The 11,257-nt window shown below is 39.5% G+C and carries 12 protein-coding genes and 1 riboswitch; of the genes, 9 read left to right on the plus strand and 3 right to left on the minus strand.

Going from position 1 to position 11,257, the window contains the following annotated elements; genetic code table 11:
• Nucleotides 1-143: 143 nt before the first annotated feature.
• The 8 genes from HCN54_RS17205 to HCN54_RS17240 all read left to right on the plus strand — a co-directional run bounded on the left by HCN54_RS17205 (nt 144) and on the right by HCN54_RS17240 (nt 7,892).
• A complete protein-coding gene (locus tag HCN54_RS17205; RefSeq protein WP_167598767.1) occupies nt 144-416 on the plus strand; it encodes a DUF2061 domain-containing protein in 273 nt (90 codons plus the stop codon).
• Nucleotides 416-1,039, plus strand: coding sequence for a phosphoadenosine phosphosulfate reductase family protein (locus HCN54_RS17210; protein WP_167598768.1), 624 nt, complete (start codon nt 416-418; stop codon nt 1,037-1,039). Before HCN54_RS17205 ends, HCN54_RS17210 begins: the two co-directional genes overlap by 1 nt.
• Before the next feature lie 12 nt (nt 1,040-1,051).
• Nucleotides 1,052-1,951 carry a sulfate adenylyltransferase subunit CysD gene (gene cysD, locus HCN54_RS17215; protein ID WP_167598769.1) on the plus strand — a complete coding sequence of 300 codons (900 nt, stop codon included), beginning with the start codon at nt 1,052-1,054 and terminating at the stop codon, nt 1,949-1,951.
• Nucleotides 1,952-2,018: 67 nt separating this feature from the next.
• On the plus strand, nt 2,019-3,263 hold the full coding sequence (locus tag HCN54_RS17220; RefSeq protein WP_167598770.1) for a sulfate adenylyltransferase subunit 1: 1,245 nt from the start codon (nt 2,019-2,021) through the stop codon (nt 3,261-3,263).
• Nucleotides 3,264-3,362: 99 nt separating this feature from the next.
• On the plus strand, nt 3,363-5,459 hold the full coding sequence (locus HCN54_RS17225) for a nitrite/sulfite reductase (RefSeq protein WP_167598771.1): 2,097 nt from the start codon (nt 3,363-3,365) through the stop codon (nt 5,457-5,459).
• A complete protein-coding gene (gene cobA / locus HCN54_RS17230; RefSeq protein WP_167598772.1) occupies nt 5,449-6,210 on the plus strand; it encodes a uroporphyrinogen-III C-methyltransferase in 762 nt (253 codons plus the stop codon). Before HCN54_RS17225 ends, cobA begins: the two co-directional genes overlap by 11 nt.
• A 1-nt stretch (nt 6,211) precedes the next feature.
• On the plus strand, nt 6,212-6,796 hold the full coding sequence (locus HCN54_RS17235; RefSeq protein ID WP_072981635.1) for a bifunctional precorrin-2 dehydrogenase/sirohydrochlorin ferrochelatase: 585 nt from the start codon (nt 6,212-6,214) through the stop codon (nt 6,794-6,796).
• Between the two features lie 43 nt (nt 6,797-6,839).
• A complete protein-coding gene (locus HCN54_RS17240) occupies nt 6,840-7,892 on the plus strand; it encodes an NAD(P)/FAD-dependent oxidoreductase (protein WP_072981637.1) in 1,053 nt (350 codons plus the stop codon).
• Between the two features lies 1 nt (nt 7,893).
• Here HCN54_RS17240 and HCN54_RS17245 read toward each other — a convergent pair whose 3' ends face one another.
• From HCN54_RS17245 to HCN54_RS17255, 3 genes are all read right to left on the minus strand, one after another.
• Nucleotides 7,894-8,277: a response regulator gene (locus HCN54_RS17245; protein ID WP_167598773.1), complete on the minus strand. Its 384-nt coding sequence runs from the start codon at nt 8,275-8,277 to the stop codon at nt 7,894-7,896.
• On the minus strand, nt 8,277-8,978 hold the full coding sequence (locus tag HCN54_RS17250) for a HAMP domain-containing histidine kinase (protein WP_167598774.1): 702 nt from the start codon (nt 8,976-8,978) through the stop codon (nt 8,277-8,279). The genes HCN54_RS17245 and HCN54_RS17250 overlap by 1 nt, the downstream gene beginning before the upstream one ends.
• Before the next feature lie 162 nt (nt 8,979-9,140).
• Nucleotides 9,141-9,728 (minus strand): carboxymuconolactone decarboxylase family protein, encoded by a 588-nt coding sequence (locus HCN54_RS17255; protein ID WP_167598775.1) that lies wholly within the window; start codon nt 9,726-9,728, stop codon nt 9,141-9,143.
• A gap of 256 nt (nt 9,729-9,984) precedes the next feature.
• A riboswitch (SAM riboswitch) is annotated at nt 9,985-10,086 on the plus strand.
• 148 nt (nt 10,087-10,234) lie between these two features.
• Between HCN54_RS17255 and HCN54_RS17260 the strand changes: the two genes are divergently transcribed.
• Complete coding sequence (locus HCN54_RS17260) at nt 10,235-11,248, plus strand: homocysteine S-methyltransferase family protein (protein ID WP_167598776.1); 1,014 nt, start codon at nt 10,235-10,237, stop codon at nt 11,246-11,248.
• The last annotated feature ends 9 nt before the right edge of the window (nt 11,249-11,257 follow it).

Here is an 11,257-nt window from a genome sequence, read left to right on the forward strand (position 1 = left end):
AGATTTAGCTTAAATGCTGAAAATCACTTAAAAATTTCAAAAAAACGCCAAAAGATTTGGTCAAGAAGCGAAGTAGATATACTTTTGCTTTATAATCCTACTATTCCGATAGGATTTAAATGTAACTGAATAGGAGTTGTAATATGATATTAGATCAAGTGTATAACCAGAGTCACGCAGAGAAGCCTCAGAAAGCTTCTTATGAAAAAGACGCTTCATCAGAGAAGCCGCTACGCAGTATAGTAAAATCGATTAGTTGGAGAGTTGTAGGCACGATAGATACGGTTTTGATTTCCTGGGTAATCACCGGGACATTATCGCTGGCTTTTTCGATCGGAGCCGTAGAACTTGTGACAAAAATGGTTTTATACTTTTTTCACGAGCGTATCTGGAATACAATTAAATGGGGAAAATAATGAGTTATTCAGCAGAAGAAATAAAAAAACTCAATGCCGAGTTAAAACAAAAGTCACCGGTTGAGATTGCGCAATGGGCGGTTGATAATGCTGCGAATGCAGTGGTGACTACCAATTTTAGACCTTACGAGGCAGCGATTTTATATGCTGCAACTCAGGCTAAAAAAGATATTCCTGTGATTTGGTGTGATACGGGGTATAATACCCCTAACACGTATAGACACGCAGAGGAAGTGATCGATTTGCTGGCTTTGAACGTTGATCTTTATGTTCCTAAGCAAACTTCGGCACATAGAGATGTGGTTTTGGGAATTCCGCAGATTGATGACCCAAAGCACAAAGTTTTTACAGAGCAAGTAAAGCTTGAGCCTTTTAAAAGAGCAATGGCTGCGCACAAACCAGATGTTTGGTTTACCAATTTGAGAAAAGGGCAAACGGCACATCGCGATAACTTAGATATTTTAAGTCTAGGAGCAGATGGCATTTTAAAAGTGAGTCCGTTTTACTATTACAGCGATGAGCAATTAGATACGTATTTGGAGGAGCATAAGCTGCCAAATGAACATAAATATTTTGATCCAACAAAAGTTTTGGAAAACAGGGAGTGTGGTTTACACGCTTAAAAAGAGTAGAGCATGAGCAAGATTTTAAAAACAAATGCATTAGAAAGTGAGGCTATTTACATCTTTAGGGAAGTAGTTGCACAGTTTGAAAATCCTGTACTTCTTTTTTCGGGAGGGAAAGACAGTATTACCCTAGTGCGTTTGGCGCAAAAAGCATTTTATCCGGCGAAAATTCCATTTCCTTTGTTGCACGTAGATACCGGTCACAACTTTCCTGAGACCATTGAATTTCGCGACAAGTTAGTTGAAGAACTTGGTTTAGATCTTATTGTGCGTAATGTGCAAGATGCTATTGATGCCGGTAAAGTAACTGAAGAAACAGGTAAATATTCTAGCCGAAATATGCTGCAAACCACTACGCTTCTTGATGCGATTGAGGAGTTTAAGTTTGATGCATGTATTGGTGGAGCGCGTCGTGATGAAGAGAAGGCGCGAGCTAAAGAGCGAATTTTTTCAGTGCGTGATGATTTTGGTCAATGGGATGAAAAAAATCAGCGTCCAGAATTATTCGATTTACTTAACGGCAAAATAGAAATAGGACAGAATGTACGTGTGTTCCCAATCTCAAACTGGACAGAGCTTGATGTATGGAGTTATATTGAGCAAGAAAAGATAGAAATACCTTCTATTTATTTTTCGCATAAGCGTAAAACCTTTGTGCGCGATGGTTTGATCTGGAGTGCATCAAAGTATGTGTATAGAGAGGAAGATGAGGAAGTTTTAGAACGTATTGTGCGTTTCAGAACAGTAGGAGATATGACTTGTACCGCGGCAGTGGAATCTGAAGCAGATACTATTGAGCAGATTGTTAAAGAGATCAAGGTTTCTACCATTTCAGAACGAGGAGCGCGTATAGATGATAAACGATCTGAGGCTGCAATGGAAAAGCGTAAACAACAAGGGTACTTCTAGAACATACATAAACAAGGTATTAATTTTCCTTTAATTCAATTAGAAAGGGCAAGAGTAGCATAGCATAATGGAAGTTTTAAAAATAGCAACAGCAGGTAGTGTAGATGACGGAAAAAGTACGTTAATAGGGCGTTTGCTTTACGATACGAAGTCATTGACAGATGATAAATTAGAAGCTATAGAGCGCAACAGTAGAAAGAAAGGGTACGATTATCTTGACTTTTCTTTAGCGACTGATGGTTTGGTAGCAGAGCGCGAGCAGGGAATCACTATTGATGTAGCGCATATTTATTTTTCAACTAAAAAGAAAAGTTACATCATTGCTGATACTCCGGGACACGTAGAGTATACTCGTAATATGGTGACCGGTGCTTCTCAAGCGCAAGCATCAATCATCTTAATTGATGCACGTAAAGGAGTGATCGAGCAAACATATCGTCACTTTTTCATCAATAATCTTTTACGTGTAAAACACGTTATTGTTGCGGTAAATAAAATGGACTTGGTTGATTATGATCAGCAAGTTTTTGAAGATATCAAACGCGACTTTGAAAAGTTGAATGCACAAAGTAGCTATGAAGATCAAGAAGTGACTTTCGTGCCTATTAGTGCCCTAAAAGGTGATAACGTGGCGCAGAAGTCTAATGCGATGCCTTGGTACAAGGGGGAGAGTGTTCTTGATTTTCTTGAAGCTTTACAACCTGAGCAGGAAGAAAAAACTGCGGCGCGTTTTCCTGTGCAAACCGTGATACGCCCTAAAAAGGATGAGTTCCACGATTATAGAGGATATGCCGGGAAGATCTACGGAAGCAGTCTAAAAGTAGGTGATGCAGTAACGGTATTGCCGTCGCTGACTTCTTCAAAAATTAAGTCGATAGAATTTTTTAATGAAGAATTTGACGAGGCCGTTGCCGGTAGCTCGGTTACGATTACTTTAGAAGACGATATCAATGTTACCAGAGGCGATATTTTAGTGAAGTCTGATGAAGTTCCACAATCTTCTAAAACCCTGAAAGCAGCGGTTTGTTGGATGGATGGAAAAGCATTAGTGCCTGGAGCGAAATATGAAATTCAGCATAACACCAATCGTATTTTGGCTAAAATTGACAGTATAGAGAATGTCATTTCAACTGATTATTCAGGGGAAGATGTTGCTGCTGGCCAATTAAAACTGAATGAAATCGGCAAGGTTAATTTTAAACTGAGTAAAAATCTGTTTTACGATAATTACGCAGATAACAAAGCTGGCGGGTCATTCATCCTGATAGACACGCAAAGTAATACCACTGCAGGAGTGGGCTTTATTGGATAATAAATAGATTAAAGAGTGCAGTGTAAAAACTGAAACTCTTTTGCTTAAATCCTATTTTTCCGATAGGATTAAAATGAAATAAATAAAAAAATACAAGCTATGCAAAGCTTCAGAACAGAAATAGAAAATCCGGTTGTAGAACGCGACATTATTGAGTTAGAACGCAAGATCAAGCTTTTTAAGGATGGGAAGATAGATGAAGAACGTTTTAGAAGTCTTCGTTTGGCTCGTGGAGTATACGGGCAACGTCAAGAAGGCGTGCAAATGATACGTATCAAATTGCCTTACGGAAAGGTGACCAGCGATCAGTTGTTGCGTATTTCTGATGTTTCTGATGAGTACTCTCGCGGAAAGCTTCACATTACCACACGTCAGGATATTCAGATTCACTATGTGAGTTTAGATAGAACTCCTGAGTTGTGGGCAGAACTTGAAAAGAGCGATGTAACTCTGCGTGAAGCTTGTGGAAACACCGTAAGAAATGTGACGGCGAGTCCTGATGCAGGAATCAACCCTGACGAGGCTTTTGACGCAACGCCTTATGCACACGCTACTTTTCAGTTTTTCTTGAGAAATCCTATTTGTCAAGAAATGGGGCGAAAGTTTAAAATGTCTTTTTCGTCAACTGATGATGATACCGCTTTAGCGTTCATTCACGATTTAGGGTTTATTCCAAAAATTAAAGGTGGAGAAAAAGGCTTCAAAGTGATGCTTGGTGGTGGTTTAGGATCGCAACCACGTCACGCAGATGTTTTAACTGAATTTTTGCCGGTAAACCAACTTATTCCAACGATCGAAGGAGTATTACGAGTGTTTGATCGTCACGGAGAACGTTCAAGACGTCTTAAGGCGCGTATGAAATTCTTAATTAAAGACCTCGGTTTAGAAGGGTTTATGGAATTGGTGGCTGAAGAGAAAAAAGCGCTATCCTATAAAACCTACGAGATTGATACTGCGGCTTATGATAAGCCGGTTGCAGCACGTTTAACCGAAGCGCCGGAAGTTACTATTGAAGATGCTAAAGCTTATGAAGCTTGGAAAGCAACCAACGTGTTTAAACAGAAACAAGAAGGTCTATACGCTATTGGAATCAAAGTGCGTTTGGGTGATTTTTCAACTGAAAAAGCACGTGCATTAGCGGCATTGATCAAAAAATACGGGGGAGATGAGCTGCGACTTACCCTGCGTCAAAATATATTATTAAGACATATACCGGAAGGGGCAATTCCATTCTTCTACTCACAACTAGCCAACCTAGGTTTTGCCCGTCCGGGATATGAAACAACAACAGATATTACTGCGTGTCCCGGTACAGATACTTGTAACTTAGGGATTGCGAGTAGTACCGGTATCGCAGATAAGCTTGAAGATGTTCTTGTAGAAGAATTTCCTGAGTATTTAAATAATAAAGAGATCACTATTAAAATTAGTGGTTGTATGAATGCCTGCGGTCAGCACAATATGGCTCATATAGGTTTTCAAGGTATGTCTGTACGTACGCCAGAAAAATTGGTAGCGCCTGCACTACAAGTGCTTTTAGGTGGTGGAGTTTTAGGAAATGGTGATGGTCGGTTTGCAGATAAGGTAATCAAGATACCTAGCAAACGTGGGCCACAAGCCTTGCGTGCAATTCTTGATGATTTTAAAGCAAATGCAGGTAGTCAGGATTTCTTGAGTTATTATGATGAGAAGGGACAGCGTTATTTTTATGATTTCTTAAAGCCGCTTTCTGAAACTGATAATCTGGTAGAATCAGACTTCGTTGACTGGGGAAATGATGAAAAATACATTCAGGAAGTGGGTGTAGGAGAATGTGCCGGAGTCGTGATCGATCTTGTACAAACCTTGCTGCTTGAGGCTAAAGAAAAGCTAGGAAACGCCATTGAAGCCTTTGAAGGTAAGAATTGGGTAGACAGTATTTATCACACTTATGCAAGTCTGGTTAATGGGGCAAAAGCTATTTTATTGTCTGAAAATGTAAAAACCAACACGCAAGCCAATATCATCGCTGAGTTTGATAAAACTTTTGGTGAAGATGCGGTATTAAAAGCGGAAGCGTCATTTGCAGATTTGGTTTACCAAATTCAAAATAATGAGCCTACACAGGAATTTGCAGAAGCATACATCGCTGATGCCAATGCATTTTTTGATCGTGTAGATTCGTTCAGAAAAAATCAATTAGCACATGCAAATTAAGAATCCAAAATTAACAGTTGTAGGAGCAGGACCCGGTGATGTAGAGCTGTTTACTTTAAAAGGTATTCGCGCGCTTGAAAGTGCAGATGTGGTGCTGTATGACGCTTTGGTAAATCCAGAATTGTTGGAATATGCTAACAATGCAGAATTGATTTTCGTCGGAAAGCGCAAAGGATGTTATGCTTATCAGCAAGAGCAAATCAATGATTTGATCATTGCCAGAGCTAAAAGTCATGGTCACGTGGTGCGACTTAAAGGTGGAGATCCGTTTATTTTTGGCCGTGGAGCTGAAGAAATGGAGGTGGCCGCAGCAGCCGGACTGGAAGTTGCTATGGTTCCCGGGATTTCTTCCTCGCTAGCCGTGCCTGCGTATCAGAATATACCTCTTACTAAGCGGGGGAGTTCAGAGAGTTTTTGGGTAATCACGGGTACTACCCGCCATCATAAATTATCTAATGACGTGAAGCTTGCGGCGCAGTCTTCAGCCACCGTGGTTATCTTGATGGGAATGAGTAAACTACCTGAGATCACACAGCTTTTTCGCGAAAGCGGGAAAAAAGATATTCCGGTTGCAATCATCCAGAACGGTACGACACCTGAAGAACGCGTTGCTGTAGGGACGATAGATAGCATTCAGGAAGAAGTTGAAAAGTTAAAGTTGAGCAATCCTGCAATTATTGTTATTGGGGAGGTGGTACGAAATAGAGCCCTATTTCTTAATTTGCAAGTAGAACTTGCGCAAACCTCATAATATGGCTGCTGAGCGAAATAATCTTTATCCGGTTTTTTTAAAAGTACGTAACCTGCAGGTTCTCATTGTAGGCGGAGGTAACGTGGCTTTAGAAAAACTCACGTTTTTGACAAAATCGAGTCCGGATGCGGTTGTGGAAATGGTAGCGCCTTTTTTTAGAGAAGAAACTCTAGAAATGGCAAAAAAGTTTAATGTAAAAATCACAAAGAAGCGCTTTACGCGTTCTATGCTTAAAAAGCGCCACGTGGTCATAGCAACTACAGATAGCCCAGCGGTTAATCAGCGCGTGTATAGAGCAGCCAGAAAGCGGTTCTTATTGTGCAATATCGCAGACGTACCTGAACTTTGTGATTTTTATATGGGCGGAATCGTTACTAAAGGAAATGTGAAAATCGCAATCTCTACTAACGGAAAGTCGCCAACGACAGCAAAGCGTTTAAGACAGTTTTTTGAAGAAGTCATTCCCGATAACATTGATGATTTGGTTCAAAATTTGAATGAATATAGAAAAACGATTAAAGGGGATTTTGAAGAGAAAGTTGAAACCCTCAATGAATTTACAAAAGGATTGATTTCCAAAAATTAAAGTTTAAGTTGAATGATGAGCTTCGGCTCAAAGATTAAAGAAGATGATTAAAACAGACATTCTCATTATTGGAGCGGGACCAACCGGACTATTTACTGTATTTGAAGCCGGACTTTTAAAACTGAAGTGCCACTTAATTGATGCCTTGGCACAACCAGGCGGACAATTGGCTGAGATATATCCTAAAAAACCTATTTATGATATCCCCGGATTTCCAGAAGTTGGAGCCGGAGAATTAGTAGATAACCTTCTTGAGCAAGGAAAGCAATTTCAACCAGGTTTTACACTGGGTGAGCGTGCAGAAACAATAGAAAAACAAGAAGATGGTAGTTTTATTGTGACTACTACTAAAGGAACAAAGCACCAAGCGCCTGTAGTCGCTATTGCAGGTGGTTTAGGAAGTTTTGAGCCACGTAAGCCGGTTATACCTAATATTCACGAGTTTGAAGATAAAGGGGTCGCTTATATGATCAAAGATCCTGAAGTATACCGTGATAAAAAAGTAGTAATTGCCGGAGGTGGTGATTCTGCATTAGACTGGAGTATCTATCTCGCTGATATCGCAAAAGAGGTAACTTTAGTACACCGAAGAAATGAATTTAGAGGAGCTTTAGATTCTGTAGAAAAAGTTCGCGAGCTTAAAATGCTTGGTAAGATCAACTTGATCACGCCGGCTGAGGTTGTAGGTCTTGGTGGTGTAGATGAACTTAAAGAAGTGGTGATAGAGAAGAACGAAGAGCAAATTTCTGTTGAAGCAGATGCGTTTATTCCTTTATTTGGTCTTTCGCCAAAACTTGGTCCTATTTCAAACTGGGGTCTTGAGATTGAAAAGAATGCTATTGTAGTAGATAACAGCTTAGATTATCAAACCAATATTCCCGGTGTTTTTGCCATTGGAGATGTCAATACTTATCCCGGTAAATTAAAGTTAATTTTATGTGGTTTCCACGAGGCGACAATGATGTGTCAATCTGCCTATAAAATTATCAATCCAGGAAAACGCTATGTGATGAAGTATACTACGGTGAGTGGTATAGATGGTTTTGATGGGTCAAGAAAAGAAGCAGAGAAAGCAGTGGTGCAGGCTATTGAGTAGTCTACCCTGCTAGATTCAATTTAGATTTAAGGCTTAGAATGGTATTCTTGGTGAGTGGCTTAGTTAAAAAGTCAATAACCCGAGCATACTTCTGAGCCTTTTCTTTGTCAATACTACTCGTACTTGAAGTGACGATAACTACACGCGTAGGGCGCTCATCTTTTTCAAGAATATCTAAAAACGTCCAGCCGTTAATTTCGGGCATGTTTAAATCTAGAAATATAAGATCAGGTTGATCTTTGTCTAAATTTGAGAGCGCTGCATTAGGGATGGTGTAGTCAATAATGTGACTAGAGAAACCACTGATCTCTATCAATTTTTTATTGATAAAGTTGGCCATTTTCTGATCATCAACCAGCATCACTTTTAGGGGCTTTGTAGTCATTAGGGTTGAGATGATTTAATATTGATGAGCTCTTTTTCACTTTGAGTGACCACGCGCTGTATAACTTGGTCTAAATGCCCAGAGGCTTCTTTAATTTTAGGTAAAATAGAAGAGCGCAGTTCGTCTTGTGGTAAATGTTCAGCCAGTTCGAGTAAGCCTAAAACGCGACTAAGCGGTTCTCTCAAATCGTGTGCATTCAATCTAGAAAGTTCAAAAAGCTTCTTATTCTTTTGAAGAAGTTCTTCCGTCCGTGCTTCAATGACGAGTTGTTGATTGTCATTAATCGCTTTGATCTCTTTGTTTTTGCAAGCGATCTCTGTAACGAGTGATTCCAGATGAATATTATTCTGTTGTAAGATCTCGCTCAGGCTGATTTGCCTGTATTTTGACGCGACACTATCGGCTAAAAGATGAACAATGTCAACGTCTGAGCTGCTAAAATACGTGTCATCATCAGAGACAAGAGAAATACAAATCTGATATTCAGAATACGCTAAAAACCAACCCCATAAATTGCCATTATTGAGTTTTACATTTTTAAGGTATTCTGGTAATTCTGTTGAACCAATTGAATTTACAAAGGGAATTTTGTCTCTGAGCAATAGGTGCTCATAAGGTTCAAGATCTTGTTGCTGGGTATGCGTGATCGTTTTGCCGGGCAGAAAGGTATACCCCGCAAGCGATTGCTCATGCAAAATCATGATTTTAAATACCTTGTAGTTAAACAGGTATTTTAAGTGTCTACTTATGATTTTGCCTAATTCTTCTAGTGACTCAACTTTACTTAAGTTTCCGGAGAATTTAGAAAAGGCTTCATAAGTAATACGATACTTTGCGCCCGAAAGATTCAAAACTAAAGATAATTAGGCCTGAGCTTCCATGAGCTCATTGTCAATTTTAATACCTGAAACATCGGCAAGGGTATTCAGCATATTTACTAAATCAGCCTGTGCCATAAGCTCTTGTATTTCACCTTCGTCAAAGCCTACTTCTTGCAGTTGTTTAAAATCTACATCGCTTATTTGATTAGCGTGTAAAGCAGCTTTGGTCACGATTTTGATTGCGGTTTTAAAGCTTTCTGGAATAAGAGGGCTTTCAAGATCTTCTGTCGCTCTAAAGCTAGGGTTGTCAGAAATCATCGCGCTCATACTGTCGGCAAAAATACCATGTGCATGTGCACAATATTCACAATTACGCTCCTTAGAAACTTTGTAGATGATCAGCTGTTTTAAAACATTAGGCACATCTCCCATCATCAAGGTAGATTTCAGCTTGGTCCAGTTTCCATTAAGTAAAGTTGCGTTTGAACCTTGACATTTAAACCAATTTAAAACAAAAGGTAATTGCAGCGTTCGTTTGGTATCATCATAAATCGCCTGAACCTCAGGAGAGGCATCCTCATAGTTAACGATTTTAAAACGTGATGATTGTGAGGTAGTTGTATTGCTCATAAGCTTAGAATTTGGGTTGTGTAAAGAAACAAAATTTAACTTTTAAATATACATTTTATTATCATTAATTAAATCACTAAAAATCAATATGTTAGTTAGTTTTTTAACTTAGTTAAGATGTACAAGTTATTTTTTACTCGTATTTATAGCGTTCTTCGTCGAAAATTAGACCTAAAAATTGATAATATTTATGCTCTTAAAATTGCATTTTGTCAATGCGATTTACAATATTTGCATCCTAGTTCATTATTTATTGCTGTTATCAAGAAAGGTAGAGGGATTAGACCCGATGAAACCTTAGCAACCCTCCTCTCGGAGAAGGTGCTACATTCTACGCTACATCAGCGATAGATAACAAAAACAAGTCTCATCGGCTTTCCATATGCTTTCTTAATAACCTAATTTTGCAAACTGCTCTAAGATCTAGAGTAGTATTGATTTATACAGAGTGAAAGTTGTGTTTTTAGACGTTATTAATAGTCTAAAGACTTTTGGAGGAAATGATTATGAGTAAGAATAACATTCAAGAGGAACTTAAAAAGCGCATTCTAATTTTAGATGGAGCGATGGGAACCATGCTTCAACGCTATAAGTTCACCGAAGAAGATTTTAGAGGAGAGCGCTTTAAAGATTGGCCTACTCCCGTGCAGGGTAATAATGATATGTTGAGTATCACCCAACCCGATGCGATTGCGCAAGTACACGCCAAATATTTTGAGGCGGGAGCAGATATTGTAGAAACCAATACTTTTAGCGGTACCACCATAGCCATGGCAGATTATGGGATGGAAGAATTTGTGTACGAACTCAATTTTGAATCTGCAAAAATTGCCAAGAAAGTAGCGCTGGAGTTTACTGCACTAGAGCCAGAAAAACCGCGCTTTGTAGCAGGAGCTATTGGTCCTACTAACAAAACCGCGAGTATGTCTCCAGATGTAAATGATCCTGGTTTTAGAGCGATTTCGTTTGATGAGCTACGCATTGCTTATAAGCAACAGGCTGAAGCTTTAATTGATGGCGGCGTTGATATTCTTCTGGTCGAAACCGTTTTTGATACGCTCAATGCAAAAGCTGCATTATTTGCGATTGAAGAGATTAAAGAAGAACGCAATATTGAAATTCCGGTGATGGTAAGCGGTACAATTACCGATGCTTCAGGGCGCACCCTTTCCGGGCAAACTGCTGAGGCCTTTTTGATCTCAGTTGGTCATCTTCCTTTACTGTCTGTGGGATTCAACTGTGCTCTAGGGGCAAAGCAACTCACACCATATTTAGAAGTGGTTTCAGGCAAATCTAATTTTGCAATATCGGCTTATCCTAATGCCGGTCTGCCAAATGCCTTTGGAGAATATGATGAGACTCCCGAAGAAATGGCAGCGCAGATTAAAGAATATCTAGACAAACAATTGATCAACATCATTGGCGGTTGTTGCGGGACCACTCCAGAACACATTAGCGCGATTGCACAACTCGTTAAAGAATATAAGCCAAGACCGTTGCCACAGGCTACTAACGCCTAGCGAACGGAT

The organism is Leeuwenhoekiella sp. ZYFB001, assembly GCF_011784865.1.
Lineage (GTDB): Bacteria > Bacteroidota > Bacteroidia > Flavobacteriales > Flavobacteriaceae > Leeuwenhoekiella > Leeuwenhoekiella palythoae.